The sequence below is a fragment of the Streptomyces lincolnensis genome, from assembly GCF_021173675.1.
In the GTDB taxonomy this organism is placed as follows: domain Bacteria; phylum Actinomycetota; class Actinomycetes; order Streptomycetales; family Streptomycetaceae; genus Streptomyces; species Streptomyces lincolnensis_B.
In genome coordinates, this window is record NZ_JAIHON010000012.1 from 214,979 (window position 1) to 232,018 (window position 17,040).

14 protein-coding genes are annotated in these 17,040 nt (G+C 71.9%); 5 read left to right on the forward strand and 9 right to left on the reverse strand.

From position 1 onward, the window contains the following. Nucleotides 1-246: 246 nt before the first annotated feature. Both K4B79_RS33505 and K4B79_RS33510 read right to left on the reverse strand, forming a co-directional pair. Nucleotides 247-1,497: a sensor histidine kinase gene (locus tag K4B79_RS33505; protein WP_232031079.1), complete on the reverse strand. Its 1,251-nt coding sequence runs from the start codon at nt 1,495-1,497 to the stop codon at nt 247-249. A 7-nt stretch (nt 1,498-1,504) separates the two neighbouring features. Further along, the gene (locus tag K4B79_RS33510) at nt 1,505-2,158 is read right to left on the reverse strand and encodes a response regulator transcription factor (RefSeq protein WP_007385219.1); all 654 of its coding nucleotides are present in this window, start codon (nt 2,156-2,158) and stop codon (nt 1,505-1,507) included. 414 nt (nt 2,159-2,572) lie between these two features. On the opposite strand from K4B79_RS33510, the gene K4B79_RS33515 reads away from it, so the two are divergent. Continuing rightward, entirely contained in the window at nt 2,573-2,746 is a 174-nt protein-coding gene (locus K4B79_RS33515) for a hypothetical protein (protein WP_232031080.1), read from the forward strand. Between the two features lie 100 nt (nt 2,747-2,846). Here the strand turns inward: K4B79_RS33515 and K4B79_RS33520 are convergent, their stop codons facing one another. Together K4B79_RS33520 and K4B79_RS33525 are read right to left on the reverse strand one after the other, a co-directional pair. Further along, on the reverse strand, nt 2,847-3,662 hold the full coding sequence (locus K4B79_RS33520) for an inositol monophosphatase family protein (protein ID WP_232031081.1): 816 nt from the start codon (nt 3,660-3,662) through the stop codon (nt 2,847-2,849). 8 nt (nt 3,663-3,670) lie between these two features. Then, nucleotides 3,671-4,798 (reverse strand): ferrochelatase, encoded by a 1,128-nt coding sequence (locus K4B79_RS33525; protein WP_232031082.1) that lies wholly within the window; start codon nt 4,796-4,798, stop codon nt 3,671-3,673. Between the two features lie 218 nt (nt 4,799-5,016). Here K4B79_RS33525 and K4B79_RS33530 point away from each other — a divergent pair, with 218 nt between their 5' ends. From K4B79_RS33530 to sepH, 3 genes are all read left to right on the forward strand, one after another. Continuing rightward, nucleotides 5,017-6,255: an MFS transporter gene (locus tag K4B79_RS33530; RefSeq protein ID WP_232031083.1), complete on the forward strand. Its 1,239-nt coding sequence runs from the start codon at nt 5,017-5,019 to the stop codon at nt 6,253-6,255. Beyond that, a complete protein-coding gene (locus K4B79_RS33535; protein ID WP_232031084.1) occupies nt 6,215-7,534 on the forward strand; it encodes a D-arabinono-1,4-lactone oxidase in 1,320 nt (439 codons plus the stop codon). Before K4B79_RS33530 ends, K4B79_RS33535 begins: the two co-directional genes overlap by 41 nt. A gap of 474 nt (nt 7,535-8,008) precedes the next feature. After that, a complete protein-coding gene (gene sepH / locus K4B79_RS33540) occupies nt 8,009-9,052 on the forward strand; it encodes a septation protein SepH (protein ID WP_232031085.1) in 1,044 nt (347 codons plus the stop codon). A 168-nt stretch (nt 9,053-9,220) separates the two neighbouring features. Here sepH and K4B79_RS33545 read toward each other — a convergent pair whose 3' ends face one another. Then, complete coding sequence (locus tag K4B79_RS33545) at nt 9,221-10,081, reverse strand: sulfurtransferase (RefSeq protein WP_232031188.1); 861 nt, start codon at nt 10,079-10,081, stop codon at nt 9,221-9,223. Between the two features lie 313 nt (nt 10,082-10,394). On the opposite strand from K4B79_RS33545, the gene K4B79_RS33550 reads away from it, so the two are divergent. Beyond that, nucleotides 10,395-11,207, forward strand: a complete 813-nt coding sequence (locus K4B79_RS33550; RefSeq protein ID WP_232031086.1) for a VOC family protein — start codon at nt 10,395-10,397, stop codon at nt 11,205-11,207. 40 nt (nt 11,208-11,247) lie between these two features. On the opposite strand, the gene K4B79_RS33555 is transcribed toward K4B79_RS33550, so the two are convergent. The 4 genes from K4B79_RS33555 to K4B79_RS33570 all read right to left on the reverse strand — a co-directional run bounded on the left by K4B79_RS33555 (nt 11,248) and on the right by K4B79_RS33570 (nt 16,871). Then, nucleotides 11,248-11,895 (reverse strand): thymidine kinase, encoded by a 648-nt coding sequence (locus tag K4B79_RS33555; RefSeq protein ID WP_232031087.1) that lies wholly within the window; start codon nt 11,893-11,895, stop codon nt 11,248-11,250. A 47-nt stretch (nt 11,896-11,942) separates the two neighbouring features. Further along, nucleotides 11,943-13,145 (reverse strand): alkaline phosphatase family protein, encoded by a 1,203-nt coding sequence (locus K4B79_RS33560; RefSeq protein WP_232031088.1) that lies wholly within the window; start codon nt 13,143-13,145, stop codon nt 11,943-11,945. Then, nucleotides 13,145-13,741 (reverse strand): DUF5998 family protein, encoded by a 597-nt coding sequence (locus K4B79_RS33565; RefSeq protein WP_232031089.1) that lies wholly within the window; start codon nt 13,739-13,741, stop codon nt 13,145-13,147. Before K4B79_RS33565 ends, K4B79_RS33560 begins: the two co-directional genes overlap by 1 nt. Nucleotides 13,742-13,898: 157 nt before the next feature. Then, nucleotides 13,899-16,871, reverse strand: coding sequence for a bifunctional acetate--CoA ligase family protein/GNAT family N-acetyltransferase (locus K4B79_RS33570; protein WP_232031090.1), 2,973 nt, complete (start codon nt 16,869-16,871; stop codon nt 13,899-13,901). Nucleotides 16,872-17,040 lie beyond the last annotated feature (169 nt).

Sequence of the window (17,040 nt, forward strand, 5' to 3'; positions counted from 1 at the left end):
CGATCGGGACCGTACACGGTCCGAATCCCGCACTTCAAAGGCGTCTCACCGTGTACTTCCCGTGATCAGGACCCCGGAAAACCCGGATTTTCCCGGCTTTCCGACCGCCCGCATGATCACGGAGAGTAGATGGCCGGAAAATCGCCCATGTGATCGATCACACACGGAGGTACCCGACGGGTGCCCCGAAAATTCCGCGCAAAGCGAACATCCTCATATATCGATCCGTGTGCGGGGGCCATGATCTCAGATGGGAAGGGCCACCCGCATCACGAGCCCACCCCCTTCACGCGGCTGAGCCGAGATGTGTCCGCCGTGCGCCCGGGCCACGGACCGCACGATGGACAGGCCGAGGCCCACCCCCTTGTCGCTGCCCGTGCGCTCCGTACGCAGCCGCCTGAAGGGCTCGAAGAGGTTGTCGATCTCGTACGCCGGCACCACCGGGCCCGTGTTGGACACCACGAGGACCGCCTGCCCGTGCTGGACGTCCGTGGTCACCTCGACCCAGCCGCCCTCCGGCACGTTGTAGCGCACCGCGTTCTGCACCAGGTTCAGCGCGATCCGCTCCAGCAGCACGCCGTTGCCCTGGACGACCGCGGGCTTCTGCTCGCCGCGGATCACCACACCCTTGGCCGCGGCCTCCCCGTGCACCTGGTCGACGGCCTGCTCGGCCACCTCCGCGAGGTCCACCGGCTTGCGCTCGACGACCTGGTTGTCGCTGCGGGCGAGCAGCAGCAGGCCCTCGACGAGCTGCTCGCTGCGCTCGTTGGTGGCCAGCAGCGTCTTGCCGAGCTGCTGGAGCTCCACCGGCGCGCCCGGGTCGGACAGATGCACCTCCAGCAGGGTGCGGTTGATCGCCAGCGGTGTACGCAGCTCGTGCGAGGCGTTGCCGACGAAGCGCTGCTGGGCGGTGAAGGCCCGCTGGAGCCGCTCCAGCATCTCGTCGAAGGTGTCGGCGAGTTCCTTCAGCTCGTCGTCCGGGCCGTCCAGCTCGATCCGGCGGGACAGGTCCGAGCCCGCCACCGCGCGCGCGGTGCGGGTGATCCGGCCCAGCGGCGACAGCACGCGCCCGGCCATCGCGTAGCCGAAGGCGAAGGCGATGATCGCGAGGCCCAGCAGGGCGAGCAGGGAGCGGCTGAGGAGGTTGTCCAGGGACACGTGCCGCTGCTGGTCGATGCACTTGCTGATGATGGTGTTGAACGTGTCGAGCGGCAGATCCGTCGCGCCGTTGACCGCTGGACATTTGTCGCTGATGACCCTGATGTTCTCGCCGCCGGCGATCTTGAAAGGCGGCTGATTGCCTGAGGTCAGCGCCTGCGCGGCCAGCAGGTAGATGATCGACAGCAGCAGGATGCCGGCGATCAGGAACATGCCGCCGTAGAGCAGCGTGAGCCTTATGCGAATGGTCGGGCGCAGCCACGGGAAGGGGGGTTCCGGCCTGCGGGGGTCCCAGGTGGGCTTCGGGGGGGCCTGGGGAGGCGCCGGGGTCGCTGCCATGGGGGGATCAGATCCGGTAGCCGGAGCCGGGCACGGTCACGATCACGGGGGGCTCGCCCAGCTTGCGGCGCAGCGTCATGACGGTGACCCGCACGACGTTGGTGAACGGGTCGGTGTTCTCGTCCCAGGCCTTCTCCAGGAGCTGTTCCGCGGAGACGACGGCGCCCTCGGAGCGCATCAGCACCTCCAGGACGGCGAACTCCTTGGGCGCGAGCTGGACCTCCTTGCCGTCGCGGAAGACCTCGCGGCGGTTGGGGTCGAGCTTGATCCCGGCGCGCTCCAGGACTGGCGGCAGCGGCACACTGGTGCGCCGTCCCAGCGCACGCACGCGTGCCGTCAGCTCGCTGAACGCGAAAGGCTTGGGCAGATAGTCGTCGGCGCCGATCTCCAGTCCCTCGACACGGTCGCTGACGTCACCGGAGGCCGTGAGCATCAGCACGCGGGTGGGCATGCCGAGTTCGACGATCTTGCGGCAGACGTCGTCGCCGTGCACGAGCGGGAGGTCGCGGTCGAGGACGACCACGTCGTAGTCGTTGACGCCGATGCGTTCCAGGGCGGCCGCACCGTCGTACACGACGTCGACGGCCATGGCCTCCCGGCGGAGTCCGGTGGCCACCGCATCGGCGAGCAGTTGCTCGTCCTCGACGACGAGTACGCGCACGTCGCTTGTCCTTCCTGTGTCCACCCGCGTAGCGCTCTGGCGCCCGTGCGGGCAGGTTTCGGTGAGTGTGTTGACCTCCATCCTGCCCTTTTCGGCCATAAGTCGGCTGTAAGACGAGTGAGCGCCGCCTGAAGGACGGGTGTGAGGCCCGGGAATGCGAGATTTTCTCGGCGGGTTGAGGTTTCCGTGGAAGGGAGCGGGGGGAGGACGGCTTTACACCCCGCGATCACGCTCTGCATGTGCCGTACCACCATGCGGCACTCCGCGACCCGCTTCCGCAGAGTGGGCGTGGGTGTCCGGCACCGTCGCCGCCCAGCAGGGGCAGCGCTGGGCACCCGCAGGAGACGTGATCGCCCCTTCCGAACGGCACACCCCCGTGCCATCGACCCACGACCCAGGACGAGGGGGCGCAGCATGGACGCATTCACCGCAGGGCTTCTGCAGCGTATAAGGGCGACCGAGTCCGACCTGACGCGGGCTCGCGACGAGGGCGACGACTTCCTCGTCGAGGTGGAGCAGGGCGAACTCGACGACCTGCGCCGCCTCGCGGCCGAGCACGGTGTGGAGGTCGCGCGTACCAGCGTCTGATCAGCGCGCACGCATGACAGCAGGGCCCGGCGAATCCAGCGCCGGGCCCTGCTGCATGTCCGGGTGCTTGTCTTGTCCGGGTGCTGGTCCGGGCAACCGCCTAGTCGTGCCAGGCGCCGAAGTCCTCCAGGAGCCGCTGGAGGGGCTCGAAGACGCCCGGGGTGCCCGCGACCGTCAGACCGTGTGCGGGGCGTTCTCCGGGGCGTCCGCCGGTCAGGGCGCCCGCCTCGCGGGCGATGAGGTCGCCCGCGGCGAGGTCCCAGGGGTGCAGGCCGCGTTCGTAGTAGCCGTCGAGGCGGCCGGCGGCGACGTCGCACAGGTCGACCGCCGCCGAGCCACCGCGCCGGATGTCCCGCAGGAGCGGGATGAGCTTGCGGGCGACGTCGGCCTGGTGGGTGCGGACCTCGGCGACGTAGTTGAAGCCGGTTGAGACCAGGGCCTGCTCCAGGGGCGGCGCGGGGCGGCAGGCCAGCCTGCGCTCGCCGTCCCAGGCGCCGGTGGCCCAGGCGCCGCCGCCGCGGACCGCGTGGAAGGTCTCGCCGCGCATCGGGGCCGCGACCACTCCGACGACGGTCTCGCCGTCCTGCTCGGCGGCGACGGAGACGGCCCATGTGGGCAGACCGTAGAGGTAGTTGACCGTGCCGTCGAGCGGGTCGATCACCCAGCGGATCCCGCTGGTGCCCTCGGTGGAGGCGCCCTCCTCGCCGAGGAAGCCGTCGTCCGGGCGGTGTTCGGAGATCAGGTCGGTGATCAGCTTCTCCGCCGCGATGTCCATCTCGGTGACCACGTCGATCGGGCTGGACTTGGTCCTGGCGACCGCGAGGTCGGCCGGGCGGCCGTCCTTCAGGAGGGCACCCGCGCGACGGGCGGCCTCCTGGGCCAGGTCGAGCAGGTCCGAGTGCAGGGGGTCGGTCACGGGGCTCCTCACGCGTAGGGGCTGTCGACGCCCGCGGCGGCGGGCTTGGGCGCGCGGGCCGGGCAGCAGCCGATCGGGCAGAGGTTGTGGTCGGCCCCGAGGGCGCCCAGCGCGCAGGGGCTGACCTCCTGCCCGCGTTCGACGGCGGCCCGCTCCAGGACGAGGTCGCGGATCCCGGCGGCGAACCTCGGGTCGGCGCCCACGGTGGCCGAGCGGCGCATCGGCAGGCCCAGTTCCTCCGCCTTGGCCTTGGCCTCCGTGTCGAGGTCGTAGAGGACCTCCATGTGGTCGGAGACGAAGCCGATGGGGGCGATCACGACGGCCGGGACGCCAGCCTCCTGCCGCTCCTCCAGGTGGTCGCAGATGTCGGGCTCCAGCCACGGGATGTGCGGGGCGCCGGAGCGGGACTGGTAGACGAGCTGCCAGGGGTGGTCGACGCCGGTGCGCTCGCGGACCGCCTCGGCGATCAGCCGCGAGACCTCCAGGTGCTGCCTGACGTACGCCCCGCCCTCGCCGTGCTCCTCGACCGGGCCGGAGGTGTCCGCCGAGGCGTTCGGGATGGAGTGGGTGGAGAAGGCGAGGTGGGCGCCGTCGCGGACGTCCTCGGGGAGGTCGGCGAGGGAGGCGAGCACGCCCTCGATCATCGGCTCCAGGAAGCCGGGGTGGTTGAAGTAGTGCCGCAGCTTGTCGACGCGGGGTACTTCGAGGCCCTCGGCCTCCAGGGCGGCCAGCGACTCGGCGAGGTTCTCGCGGTACTGGCGGCAGCCGGAGTAGGAGGCGTAGGCGCTCGTGGCGAGGACCAGGACGCGGCGGCGGCCGTCGGCGACCATCTCGCGCAGGGTGTCCGTCAGGTAGGGCGCCCAGTTGCGGTTGCCCCAGTAGATCGGCAGATCCAGGCCGTGGTCCGCGAAGTCCTTGCGGAGGGCGTCCAGAAGGGCGCGGTTCTGGTCGTTGATGGGGCTGACGCCACCGAAGAGGAAGTAGTGCTCGCCGACTTCCTTGAGGCGTTCCTTGGGGATTCCGCGCCCCCGCGTGACGTTCTCCAGGAACGGAATCACGTCGTCCGGGCCCTCGGGGCCGCCGAACGAGAGCAGGAGCAGGGCGTCGTAGGGGGTGGCATCGCGCGCGTCTGGCATGGATCGATCCTGTCATCCGGTACTGACAGCCGGGAAACGGCGGGGTGACCGACGGGGTTCCCGTTTCGTCCGCCCTGGGGCGCCAGGACGTCCACCCCGGTGCGTTAGGGTCACCCCACTTGTAAGCTGTATCAGCTGTCTTCACGCCTTACGCGCGCACTCCTGCGCGCTCCTCGCCCCCGCGAGCCCCACCGCTCTTCCCCCGACCGGAGCCGTCCGTGCCCAGCCCCTACCGCGCCCTGTTCGCCGCCCCCGGCTCCAAGGCCTTCTCCGCCGCCGGGTTCCTCGGCCGGATGCCGCTGTCGATGATGGGGATCGGCGTGGTGACGATGGTCTCCCAGCTCACCGGGCGGTACGGGCTGGCGGGCGCCCTGTCGGCCACCATCGCGCTCGCCGCGGCGGTGGCGGGCCCGCAGGTCTCGCGCCTGGTGGACGTGCACGGGCAGCGGCGGGTACTGCGTCCGGCGACGCTGATCTCGCTCGTCGCGGCGGCGGGGCTGTTGTTCGCCGCGCACTACGGCTGGCCGGACTGGACGCTGTACGTCTTCAGTGCGGGCATCGGGTGCGTGCCGAGCATCGGCGCGATGATCCGCGCGCGGTGGGCGGCCCTGTACCGGGGCACCCCGCAACTGCACACCGCGTACTCCTTCGAGTCCGTGATCGACGAGGTCTGTTTCATCTTCGGGCCGATCATCTCCATCGGACTGTCCACGATCTGGTTCCCGGAGGCGGGCCCGCTGCTGGCGGCGTGCTTCCTGGCGGCCGGCGTCTTCTGGCTGACCGCCCAGCGCGGAACCGAGCCCGCCCCGCATCCACGCGAACACGGCACCAAGGGCACGGCGCTGCGCTCCCCCGGCCTGCAGGTCCTGGTGGCGACCTTCGTGGCGACCGGCGCGATCTTCGGGGCGGTCGACGTGGTCACGGTGGCCTTCGCCGACGAGCAGGGGCACAAGGGCGCCGCGAGCGTCGTACTGGCGCTGTACGCGGCGGGTTCCTGCGCCGCGGGCCTGGTGTTCGGACTGCTGCGCTTCAAGGGGGCGCCCGAACCTCGCTGGCTGCTGGGAATATGCGCGATGGCCGTGAGTATGATCCCCCTCCTACTGGTCGGAAACTTGCCGTTTCTGGCCGTGGCGCTGTTCGTTGCGGGCCTGTCCATCGCTCCGACGATGATCACGACGATGTCCCTCATCGAACAGCACGTACCACGCGCGCAACTGACCGAGGGCATGACCTGGATCAGCACCGGGCTCGCGGTCGGGGTCGCGCTCGGCTCCTCCGTGGCCGGCTGGGTGATCGACGCCGCCGGTGCGCAGGCCGGGTACGGGGTTCCGGCGGTGTCCGGGGCCGTCGCGGTCGCGGTCGGTTTCCTGGGGTACCGCCGGCTCAGCAGGCCGGCTCCACGTCGGGGAGGCACCGTTGAGCAGCACAGCGAGCGGGAAGAACGGCACGTGGCGTAACTGGGGCGGCACGGTCGCCGCCCGTCCCGCGCGGGAGGTCACGCCCGCCTCGGTCGACGAGTTGGCCGACGCCGTGCGCAGGGCAGCCGAGGACGGTCTGAAGGTGAAGGCCGTCGGCAGCGGGCACTCCTTCACCTCGATCGCCGCCACCGACGGTGTGTTGATCCGTCCTCAACTGTTGACCGGTATCCGCAACATTGACCGTGACGCCATGACCGTCACGGTCGAGGCCGGCACCCCGCTCAAGAGAGTCAATGTGGCCCTGGCCCGGGAGGGTCTGTCGCTCACGAACATGGGCGACATCATGGAGCAGACGGTCTCCGGCGCCACCAGCACCGGAACGCACGGCACGGGCCGCGAGTCGGGGTCGATAGCCGCCCAGATCAGGGGTCTTGAGCTGGTCACGGCAGAGGGCGCGGTGCTCACCTGCTCCGAGAAGGAGAATCCGGACGTCTTCGCCGCCGCCCGCATCGGCCTGGGCGCGCTCGGGATCGTCACCGCGATCACCTTCGCCGTGGAGCCGGTCTTCCTGCTCACGGCCCGCGAGGAACCGATGCCCTTCGACCGGGTCCTCGCCGAGTTCGACGAACTGTGGGCCGAGAACGAGCACTTCGAGTTCTACTGGTTCCCGCACACGGGCAGCACCAACACCAAGCGCAACAACCGCAGCGCCGGTCCGGAGAAGCCGGTGCCGCAGCTCCAGGGCTGGTTCGAGGACGAGTTCCTCTCCAACGGCGTGTTCCAGGTGGCCCAGTGGGTCGGCCGCGCGGTGCCCGGCACGATCCCGGCCATCGCGCAGATCTCCAGCAAGGCCCTGTCCTCGCGGACCTACACCGACATCCCCTACAAGGTCTTCACCTCGCCGCGCCGGGTGCGTTTCGTGGAGATGGAGTACGCCGTCCCGCGCGCGGCCGTGACCGAGACGCTGCGCGAGCTGAAGGCGACGATCGACCGGTCGGGCCTGCGGGTCAGCTTCCCCGTCGAGGTGCGCACCGCCCCGGCCGACGACATCACGCTCTCCACCGCCTCGGGCCGGGACAGCGCCTACATCGCCGTCCACATGGTCAAGGGGACGCCCTACCAGCGGTACTTCACCGCCGCCGAGCACATCTTCACCGCGCACGAGGGCCGTCCGCACTGGGGCAAGATCCACACGCGGGACGCCGAGTACTTCGCCGGCGTCTATCCCCGCTTCGGGGAGTTCACGGCCCTGCGGGACCGGCTCGATCCCGACCGGCTCTTCCAGAACGACTATCTGCGGCGGGTGTTGGGGGCGTAGCGGCGCACCGGCGGCTCCGACGGGCGCGCCGGCGGCTCCGACACCCGTGCCGCGGACGGACGTACACGCGAAGCCAATAGTTCCGTTTCTGACGTTTGCGTGAAGTACGCCACGTTCAAGATCCGGGAAACCGTGCGACGGCGGCGATCTCCCGCCTCATGACCGAAGTTGGGTGGCGTGCCAATCCACGCACGTGGCCCAAATGGAGTACTGTTGCGAGCCCTGGGTTCGGTCTCCCGCCAGGGCGTCCGCGACCTTCAAGGACCGCCGGGAGGGGGCTAGTTGCACAGGGTGACGGAGTTGGTCACTTAGCGTTGCGAATAGGTAACCGTGCCATAACGGCGGTCCAGGGCCCGTGCCCGACACGCCGGGCAACTCGGCAAGGTTGTGGCAGGCTGCACCCGGGCAGGCCACACTCGACTAGCGGAAGCAGCGACGCACGTGACGTCGGCAGGCACCACCCGGGAGGTCCCCATGCCCGAACTGCGTGTCGTGGCCGTCTCCAATGACGGCACACGGCTGGTGCTGAAGGCTGCCGACTCTACGGAGTACACGCTTCCGATCGACGAACGCCTGCGCGCCGCCGTGCGCGGCGACCGTCCGCGCCTCGGCCAGATCGAGATCGAGGTGGAGAGCCATCTCCGCCCCCGCGACATCCAGGCGCGCATACGCGCCGGCGCCACGGCGGAAGAAGTCGCGCAGATGGCGGGCATCCCCGTCGACCGCGTACGGCGCTTCGAGGGTCCCGTGCTGGCCGAGCGTGCCTTCATGGCCGAGCGCGCCCGCAAGACCCCGGTCCGTCGGCCCGGCGAGAACGCCGGGCCGCAGCTCGGCGAGGCCGTCCAGGAACGGCTCACGCTGCGCGGTGCCGAGAAGGACAGCGTCCAGTGGGACTCGTGGCGCCGCGACGACGGCACCTGGGAGGTCCTGCTGGTCTACCGGGTGGCGAGCGAACCGCACTCGGCGAGCTGGACGTACGACCCGCCCCGGCGGCTCGTCCAGGCCGTCGACGAGGAGGCACGCTCGCTGATCGGCGAGTCCGACGACCTCGCCGCCTCGCCGGAGCCCAGCTTTCCGTTCGTACCGCGGATCGCCCGGCTGCCGCGCGACCGCCCGCTGGACCGTGCCCTCGACCGCGAGCGGCCGAGTCTGCCGGCGGCCTCACCCGAAGCCGTCGAGGAGAGCAGCAGCGAACGGGACTCACTGACCAGCCTGCTGGAGGCGGTGCCGAGCTTCCGGGGCGACCTGGTGGTGCCGGAGCGCCCCGCCGAGGTGGTCCCCGAGGCGGAGGAACCCGTCCCGGAGCCCGACGAGGAGGAGCCCCCGGCTCCCGCGGCCTCGGCCGGTTCCGCGTACGCGGACGTCCTCATGCCCCGCTCCGTCGGCGGTCACCGCGACCGTCTCATCGGCTCGACCGACCGTCAGGCCGAGGCGGACGGCGTCCGCCCGGGCCGCCGGGCGGCCGTGCCGAGCTGGGACGAGATCGTGTTCGGGACGCGGCGCAAGAAGCAGGAGTAGCAGGAGCGGGAGTAGGACGCCGTACGTCCGTCGGGTCGGCCGTACACCGTGCGGACGTACATCCTTGAGTACGGGTTTCCGGCCCGCGGTGTTCATCGCCGGTTCCCTCGTACGGCGTACGGCACGAACATGGGAGGGCCCGCCGGAGCGGGCCCTCCCGCCGTACCGCTACTGGGGATCGGGGCCCACGGCGACCGGGCGCGCGGGATCCGAGGACCACTCCGACCAGGAACCGACGTACAGCGCGGCCGGGATGCCCGCGACCGCCAGGGCGAGGACCTCGTGGGCGCCGGACACGCCGGAGCCGCAGTAGACGCCGACCTCCGTGCCGTCGGACGCGCCGAGTGCCTTGAAGCGCGCGGCCAGTTCCTCGGCGGGCAGGAAGCGGCCGTCCGGGCCCACGTTGTCGTTGGTGGGCGCGGAGAGCGCGCCCGGGATGTGGCCGCCGACGCGGTCGATCGGCTCGACCTCGCCCCGGTACCGCTCCCCCGCGCGCGCGTCCAGCAGGACACCGGAGTGGGCCAGAGCCGCGGCGGCGTCCGCGTCGAGCAGTCCCGTCGGGCCCGGAACCGGCTCGAAATCACCTTCGGCGGGTTCGGGTACGTCGGTCGAGAGGTCACCCGGCCAGGACGGCAACCCGCCGTCGAGGACCCGCACGTCCGGGTGACCCGTCCAGCGCAGCAACCACCAGGCGCGCGCGGCCGCCCAGCCCTGTCCGCCGTCGTACACGACCACCGGCGTCCCGGAGGAGACACCCGCGCGGCGCATGGCCGCGCCGAAGGCCGCGAGGTCGGGCAGCGGGTGCCGGCCGTGCTCGCCCGGCGCGGAGGCGAGCTCCCGGTCCAGGTCGACGAAGACGGCGCCCGGAATGTGCCCGGCCGCGTACTCGGCCCGGCCGTCGAACGACGGCTCCCCGGCCGCCTTGGCCACGGTCAGCTGCCAGCGGACGTCGAGCAGGAGCGGCGGGGTGTCGCCCGCCAGGTCGCTCACGAGTTCGGATGCGGTGATGATGGCGTTCATGGCCACCATCCTTGCGCACGGGGTGGCCGCACCGTCCATGTCCGGCTACTCTGCTCGGCCGGGCAGGCCCGATCACGAGGCGTACGGGACCGGGCACATGCTGTACAACCGATCGACACCCGTCGGCCACCGGGCGGAAACGGACGGGAACGCACACGGCGGGCATTCTTCCTGGGCGTGGTGGGCGCCGCTCCGGCGGCGCGCCCGGAGGGCTCGGCGCCGCGGGTGGTGCGAGCATCGGCACGAAGTCCGTGAGTACGGGGGTGCGTCAGTCGGAAGCGAAGCGAGACGGCCGCCGCGAGAGGCCGAGGAGAGAGGGACGATGACCGAGGCAAGGGGGTCGGCAGGCCCGAACGGCGAGACGCCCGTCCGGTATGAGCCCGGCTCGCCCTGCTGGGTGAGCCTGATGGTGCACGGAATGGCCGCCACCCAGGAGTTCTACGGAGCGCTGTTCGGCTGGGAGTTCGCGCCGGGGCCGCGGCAACTGGGCCCCTATGTGCGGGCGCTGCTCGACGGGCACGAGGTGGCGGGCATCGGCCAGCTGCCGCCCGACCGCCATCTCCCCGTGGCCTGGACGCCGTATCTCGCCTCGGACGACGTGGATCTGACGGCCGAGACGGTACGGCTGTGCGGTGGCACGGTCGGGGTGGGGCCGCTGGACGCCGACGAGGCCGGGCGGCTGATGATCGGTTCGGATCCCTCGGGCGCGGTGTTCGGCGTGTGGCAGGCGGCGGCCCACCGGGGCACGGCCGTCTTCGGGGTGCCGGGCACACCGGCCTGGCACGAGCTGCTGACCTACGAGTCCGCGAACGTCGCCAAGTTCTACGAGACGGTGTTCGGCCACGAGGAGCAGCCGGCCGACTCCTCCGACGGCGACCATGTCACCCTCCGCCTCGGCGACCGTGCCATCGCCGCCATCCACGGCGTCGGCACCGCCCTCCCCCGTGACCGGGGCCCTCACTGGGTCACGTACTTCCAGGTCTCCGACACGGACGAGACGCTCACCCGCCTCACCGACCTCGGCGGCCACGTCCTCGCGTCACCCCACGACACTCCCCACGGCCGCGTCACCACGGTCGCCGACCCCGAGGGCGCGCGCTTCTGCCTGCTGGAGCCGCTCCGGTCCGCGCACTGAGTCCGAAGGGACCGGCCTCCGAGGTGGGCCGCGGTCCGGCTCAGGACGACGAGACGGGCAGGACGTCCGGGGACAGGGCCGCCGCGTGGGCGGTCGCCGCGGTCATGCGGCGGCGGTGGTGCCGGCGGCACAGGACCTCGTAGCCGATGTCGTCGCCCTGGTCGACGTCCCCGACGACGACCTGGGCGCCCTCGACCACCATCGCGCCCCCTATCGTGCGGGCGTTGTGCGTGGCGCGGGCACCGCACCAGCACAGGGCCTCGACCTGGAGGACCTCGACGCGGTCGGCCAGTTCCACGAGGCGCTGGGAGCCGGGGAACAGCTTGGAGCGGAAGTCGGTGGTGATGCCGAAGGCGAAGACGTCCAGGGCCAGGTCGTCGACCACGCGGGCGAGCTGGTCGATCTGCTCCGGGGCGAGGAACTGCGCCTCGTCCGCGATCACGTAGTCCGCGCGCCGGCCCTGGGAGAGGTGGTCGACCAGATAGGCGTACAGGTCCTGGCCGTCCTCGACCTCGACCGCGTCCGTGACCAGGCCGAGCCGCGAGGACAGCTTGCCTTCGCCGGCCCGATCGTCACGCGTGAAGATCATGCCCGTGAGGCCGCGTGCCGAGCGGTTGTGCTCGATCTGGAGAGCCAGGGTCGACTTCCCGCAGTCCATCGTTCCGGAGAAGAACACCAGCTCGGGCATGGTGGGTCGAGCACCTTTCGGTCGGGTGGAGGGGCGGCCCGCAGGCGTCAGGAGCGTACTTCGAGCAGGGGGACCAGTTGCTCGGCGGGGGTCATCGAACCGTGGTTGCCGACCATCGCCGACTCCTTGGGCTCCCGCTCGGAGGCGATGATCAGCACGTCGTCGCGGGCGGCGGCGACCACGTCGCCGATGCGGTCGTACACCCGGCGTTCGACCCGGTCGGGCGGCCCGAACCAGCCCGCCGCGATCGCCTCGTCGCGCGAGGCCACCCAGAACTGCTCGCCGATGACCTCGCGCCAGCAGGTGAGGACGTCGTTCGCGGCGCCCGGGACGGCGTAGACGTGGCGGGCGCGGCCCTCGCCGCCCAGCAGGGCGACTCCGGCGCGCAGTTCCCAGTCCTCGTCGAAGTCGATGCGGTGCTGCTCGTCGAAGGGGACGTCGATCATGCCGTGGTCGGCGGTGACGTAGAGGGCGGTGCGCGGCGGGAGTTGCTCGGCCAGCCGCTGGACCAGCCGGTCGACGTACACGAGCCGGCCGCGCCAGGTGTCGGAGTCGACGCCGAAGCGGTGGCCCGCGCCGTCGACCTCGGCGTAGTACGTGTAGACGAGGGACCGGTCACCGGCGGCCAGTTGCTCGGCCGCCAGATCCATGCGGTCCTCGCCGGTCAGCCGGCCGTGGAAGGTGCCGCCGCTGAGCGCGACCTTGGTCAGCGGGGTGTTCTCGAAGGTGGGCGCCGAGACCTGGGCGGCGTGCACGCCCGCCCGGTCGGCGAGCTGGAAGACCGTGGGGTACGGCTGCCAGGCGGCCGGCGAGGTCCAGGGCTGCCAGCGCAGCTGGTTCATCAGCTCGCCGGTGTCTGGATTGCGGACGGTGTAGCCGGGCAGGCCGTGGGCGCCCGGCGGCAGTCCGGTGCCGACGGAGGCGAGGGAGGTCGCGGTGGTCGCCGGGAAGCCGGTGGTGAGCGGCTGCCCGGTACCGCCGCGTGAGGTGCTCAGCAGGGAGGTCATGAAGGGCGCCTCGTCCGGATGCGCCCGCAGCTGCTCCCAGCCGAGCCCGTCGATCAGGAACACGCAGTTCCGGTCGGCGGGCGTGAGCTCCGGGATCGTCGCGCTCATGTCCGGTACGGCCATGCCGGCGGCCAGCGTGGGCAGCAGGTCGGCGAGGGAACCGGTGCCGTACGCGGGGACGGGCGCGGAGTCGAGAGCGAGGGGTTCCGGATGGTGGTCCCAGGCGGAGGCGGGCTGCGCCATCAGCGGGTGACGTCCGCGGTCGCCTCGGAGATGGCCTGCGCGAAGGCGAGCGCCTGGCGCACCGTCTCCGGGCCGTCCCCGGCCTCGCTCACGCGCAGGCTCAGGTCGTCCGCCGTGGAGCTGCCGGTGTAGCCGTGGTCGGCCTCGCAGTTGGGGTCGCCGCAGGCGGCGGGCTCCAGGTCGATGCGGGAGACCGCGCCCCAGCCGATGGTCAGTACGACCTCGCGCGGCGGGGTGCCCGGCTGGTACTGCTCCGGGTTGGCGACGACCCGGCTGACCACGACCGAGGAGATCCGGCCGATCTTGACCGACTCGGTGGAGGTGGTGGCGTACGGCGTCGGGGAGGTGGTGTCCGCGGCCTGCTCGTCGGTGTGGCTGACGATGAAGCGGTTGCCGGTGAGGACGAGGACGGTCACGTGCCGCCGCACCTCGTTCTGGTCGAACGTCGTCTCCTGGTGGACCAGGTACGACCGGATGGGCTCGCCGCCCACGGCGGCCTCCACCGCCTCGGCCACGAGGGCCGGGTAGTAGCCGCTGCGCTCGATCGCCGCTCGCAGCCCCTGGGTCGTCGTACTGGTCTTGGCCATGACGTCCATCCTAAGCCCCGGGTAAGGCCGCTCCGGGCCAGTCAGGGGCAACCCGGAACGTTCGAACAGCACCGGGTTCCCGCGATCCGGTGCCGTGCCACGACCGGGTTCCCCCGGCGCGCTCAGGTCGGCGCGCGGCCCCGCTTCCGGTGCCGCCCGGCGCGGGCTAGTAGGCGGGAAGCGTGCGCGGGCCCAGGTCGTCTCGGGCGGGCGGAGGCGCCAGGCGGACGGAGGCGCCGAGGACGCTCAGGCCGCGCGGGGCGACGACCACCGGCTCCAGGGTGGCCGCGACGACCTCCGGGTGGTCGTCGACCAGGCGTGAGAGCCGCAGCAGCAGCTCCTCCAGGGCAGGCGTGTCGACCGGGGTGGAGCCGCGCCAGCCGAACAGCAGCGGCGCCGTCCGGATCGACCGGATCAGGGAGCTCGCCTCCCGGTCGGTGACCGGGACGAGGCGGTGCGCCATGTCGCCGAGCAACTGGGAGGCGGCTCCGGCGAGTCCGAACGACAGCACGGCTCCGGCCGCCGGGTCGATGACGGCCCTGACGACGGTGTCGACTCCTCGCGGTGCCATCCGCTGCACGACCGGCCGCAGTTCCTCCGGCGTGCCGAACAGATCGGTCAACTCGCCGTACGCGCGCCGCAGTTGTTCCTCGTCCGCGAGGTCGAGGCGTACGCCGCCCAGGTCGGCGCGGTGCCTGAGGTGCGGGGCGGTGGCCTTGAGGGCGACCGGGTAGCCGAGGGTGCGGGCGGCCTCCGCGGCGGTGTCGGGGGTGGGGGCGGGCAGGGCGCGGTGCACCTGGACGCCGTACTTGCCGAGGAGTTCGCAGGTCTCGTCGGTGCCGAGGGTGAGGCCCTGGCCGCGCGCCAGCAGTCCGTCGATCAGCTCGGCGGCGCCCTTCTCGTCGATGTCCTCGTACTCGGGCACCCTTCCGGGCTCGGCGGCGTCGTGCCGCCACTGCGCGTACCGGACCACTTCGGACAGGGCTCGTACGGCGCGCTCGGCGGCGGGGTAGGCGGGGATGAGCCGGGAGCGGTTCTCGACGGCGGAGTCGTCCGGGGCGTCGGCGGCGCGCTGGGGTGCCGGTGCGTCGAGGCGGAAGAAGGGGCGGGCGGCGGCTCCGGAGCCGGGGGGACGAGGGCCGGACGGGCCGGCGGAGGGGCGGGATGCGGAGGAGTGGGACCCGGAGGGGCGGGAGCCGGGCGGGCCGGCTTCGGTCGCTGTGCCGGAGGAGTCGGCCGGGCTTCCGGCGCCCGGTTCGCTCGCGCGGGGCTGCGGTGCGGTGCTGGTCGCGGCCGACAGGGCCTCCGCGAGTCCTCCGAACTCGACGTGCACGACGAGCACCGGCTTGCCCGGGACCGGCTCGGACGCCGACCTCAGGGCCTCGGCCAGCGCCGCGTCCCCGGCCGTGCCCGAGCCCACCGCCGGTATCGCGGTCACCACCACGGCGTCGCAGGCGTCGTCGGCGAGCGCCCGTGACAGCGCCTCGTGGAAGTCCTCCGGCGAGGCACCGGTGGTCAGGTCCAACGGCCGCAGCGGCCTGAGGCCTTCGGACAGGCACGCGTCGTAGGTCAGCAGCCCCAGCGACTCGGAGTTCCCGAGGATCGCCACCCGCGCGCCGCCGGGCAGCGGCTGCCGGGCGAGCAGCAGGCCGGTGTCCACCAGTTCCGTGATCGTCTCCACCCGGATCACCCCGGCCTGCCGCAGCAGCGCGGACACCGTGGCGTGCGGCAGCCGGGTCGCCCGGACGGCGTGTCCCTGCGGGGCGGAACCGGCGCCCTGCACCACGACCAGCGGCTTCGCCGCCGCCGTACGCCGGGCGAGGCGCGTGAACTTGCGCGGGTTGCCGATGGACTCCAGGTACATGAGGACGACGTCGGTGTCGGGGTCGTCGTACCAGTACTGGAGGACGTCGTTGCCGGAGACGTCGGCGCGGTTGCCGGCGGAGACGAAGGTGGACACGCCGGTCACGCCGGTGACGCCGCCGCCGCGCCGGTGCAGCCGGGACAGCAGGGCGATGCCGATGGCGCCGGACTGGGAGAACAGACCGGTCCGGCCGGGCCGGGGCATCTCCGGGGCCAGGGAGGCGTTCAGCCGTACGTCCGCGGAGGTGTTGATGACGCCGAAGGCGTTGGGACCGATGATGCGCATGCCGTACGCGCGCGCGTGCCGGACGAGTTCCCGCTGACGCTCGCGCCCCTCGGGACCGCTCTCGGCGTACCCGGCGGAGAGCACCACGAGTCCCTGCACGCCGTGCCGGCCGCATTCGGCGACGACGTCGGGGACGTGCTCCGCCGGGACGGCGACGACGGCGAGGTCCACGGGCGACTCGATGTCCCGCACCGAGCGGTACGCGGGGACCCCGTCGAGTTCCTTCTGTTCCTCGGGCAGGGCCTGGTTCACGGCGTACAGCCGGCCGGTGAACCCGGCGTCCCGGATGTTGCCGAGGACGCTGCGGCCCACGCCGCCGGGCGAGCGGCCGACGCCGATCACGGCGACGGAGCCGGGGCTGAGCAGGCGCTGCACGGACCGCGCCTCGGCGCGCTGTTCGCGCGCGTACTGCACGGCGAGGGAGCGGTCCGTCGGCTCCAGGTCGAACTCCAGGCGGACGACGCCGTCCTCGAAGCTGCGCTTCTGGGTGTACCCGGCGTCCGTGAACACCTTGATCATCTTGTTGTTGGCGGGCAGCACCTCGGCGGCGAAGCGGCGGATGCCGCGCTCGCGGGCGACCGCCCCGATGTGTTCGAGGAGGGCGGAGGCGACCCCACGCCCCTGGTGGGCGTCCTGGACCAGGAAGGCGACCTCGGCCTCGTCGGCGGGGGCGGACGCGGGCATTCCGTCGGCGCCGATGCGGTCGTAGCGTACGGTGGCGATGAACTCGCCGCCGATGGTGGCCGCGAGTCCCACCCTGTCCACGAAGTCGTGGTGCGTGAAGCGGTGGACGTCCTTGGCGGACAGACGAGGGTAGGGCGCGAAGAAGCGGTAGTACTTCGACTCGTCCGACACCTGCTCGTAGAAGCTGACGAGGCGATCGGCGTCATCGACGGTGATGGGCCTGATGCGCGCGGTACCCCCGTCGCGCAGCACCACGTCGGCCTCCCAATGGGCGGGGTACTCGTGCCGGTCCGGCGAGGTCTGCATGGGCCCCAGAGTACGGCTCGCGTCCGACAACGGCGCGAGGCAGTCTGTGGAGGACGGTTGTCGGGCCGAGGCCGCGGTCCGACAGTCACACCCGGAGGTTCGAACACCTCTCCGGGCATGCTTCACGTTGTGGAACACTGGTCTAGACAACCCTGAACACCGAAGGGCA

Bases quoted from the DNA above. Each gene is read 5' to 3' on its own strand.
- K4B79_RS33565 (WP_232031089.1), bottom strand. From the start codon at position 13,741: ATGGACGTCATGGCCAAGACCAGTACGACGACCCAGGGGCTGCGAGCG.
- sepH (WP_232031085.1), top strand. From the start codon at position 8,009: ATGCCCGAACTGCGTGTCGTGGCCGTCTCCAATGACGGCACACGGCTG.
- K4B79_RS33515 (WP_232031080.1), top strand. From the start codon at position 2,573: ATGGACGCATTCACCGCAGGGCTTCTGCAGCGTATAAGGGCGACCGAG.
- K4B79_RS33560 (WP_232031088.1), bottom strand. From the start codon at position 13,145: ATGGCGCAGCCCGCCTCCGCCTGGGACCACCATCCGGAACCCCTCGCT.
- K4B79_RS33505 (WP_232031079.1), bottom strand. From the start codon at position 1,497: ATGGCAGCGACCCCGGCGCCTCCCCAGGCCCCCCCGAAGCCCACCTGG.
- K4B79_RS33550 (WP_232031086.1), top strand. From the start codon at position 10,395: ATGACCGAGGCAAGGGGGTCGGCAGGCCCGAACGGCGAGACGCCCGTC.
- K4B79_RS33545 (WP_232031188.1), bottom strand. From the start codon at position 10,081: ATGGTGGCCATGAACGCCATCATCACCGCATCCGAACTCGTGAGCGAC.
- K4B79_RS33555 (WP_232031087.1), bottom strand. From the start codon at position 11,895: ATGCCCGAGCTGGTGTTCTTCTCCGGAACGATGGACTGCGGGAAGTCG.
- K4B79_RS33525 (WP_232031082.1), bottom strand. From the start codon at position 4,798: ATGCCAGACGCGCGCGATGCCACCCCCTACGACGCCCTGCTCCTGCTC.
- K4B79_RS33570 (WP_232031090.1), bottom strand. From the start codon at position 16,871: ATGCAGACCTCGCCGGACCGGCACGAGTACCCCGCCCATTGGGAGGCC.